This is a genomic window from Clostridium sartagoforme, from assembly GCF_004794105.1.
Lineage (GTDB): Bacteria > Bacillota > Clostridia > Clostridiales > Clostridiaceae > Clostridium > Clostridium sartagoforme_B.
Genome location: NZ_SRYR01000029.1, coordinates 1 through 1,233 on the forward strand (window position 1 = coordinate 1; position 1,233 = coordinate 1,233).

Sequence of the window (1,233 nt, forward strand, 5' to 3'; positions counted from 1 at the left end):
TACCATCTTGATTATAAGAATTAGTCTTTCCATATGCACTGTTCTTAACCATAACCCCGTCTTTAATAACAGCTAATTGAGCACTTGTAAATCCATACTTAACATCATTATTAATTAAAGTATCAATTAAATCTAAAGTATTTTGATTCATTCCAACTGAATCAGCACTACCTTCAATTACTTCTGGATATGGTATTTTTACAGATATTCCGCCCTTAATAGCAGTATTATTTGGCTCTATATTTGTAACTTGAATAGTATTTCTTCCATTATTTGCTACCTTAGAGTAGTCAACAACAAAAGTACTTCCAGAATTATTACAAATTTCACTTGTATCCATTTCAAATCCATTTATAAATATTCTTGCTGATGTAACCCCAGGTTCAGCTTTAATATATAGTTTTCCTTGATTTTCGTATCCATTGAATGTATACATATTATTTACTATTAATGTATCATCTACACGGTTCAGACAATCAGGGAAAGATATATCTGCTTGCCAATCAGCATCTGGAACCTCAGATAACTTTTCTGTAGAAATATTAGATAAATCTCTTTCTGCTTCATCAATAGCTTTTATGCTATCTACCCTAGCCTTTAATTCATTAATGATAGTTTTATCTGTATCTACTTTACTTATTTCTTCTATTGCCTCATAAGCATAATCAATAGTAGATTTAACCTTACGTTCTTCTGCTCTTGTAACCATTGTATCAACTACAGAATATGCAGCTTTTAAAACAGCTTCTCCTTGATAATTTGAAGGATTATATAGTTTTAATTTTTCTGTTACCATAGTTTTTAAATTAGCATCTATTGCTTCTTTATTACCATGCTCTATAGATTCATAAACAAGTGTTGGTATTGTACCAAGGGTTGCAGTAGTAAATTTGTTTCCGAAGAATGTATTAGCATTCTTAGTATTATCAATAACTGGTGAATTAATTTTATTAGTTAATAAAACAACTACTAAATTACTTTCAGGATCTATAACTGTTAATGTTCCTGTCCATCCTTGGTGTCCATATGTGTTACTTGAAGCTTGTGTTCCAAAGTACCATACTCTACCGTTATCGCCTTGTCTCCACCAGCCTAATCCCCAAGTAGGGCTAGATGATTTTCTCTTAGTAAATTCTTCAATAGTATTCTTATTAAAGAATTTATTATTTCCATATCCACCATCATTAAGCATAACTTGAGCTAACTTAGCTAAGTCAGATGCATTTGCAAATA

1 protein-coding gene is annotated in these 1,233 nt (G+C 30.8%); it reads right to left on the reverse strand.

Features of this window, described 5'->3' with window-relative positions; all coding sequences use genetic code 11:
* A partial coding sequence (locus tag E5347_RS16700; RefSeq protein ID WP_168354989.1) for a serine hydrolase occupies positions 1-1,233 on the reverse strand: 1,233 nt, incomplete at both ends.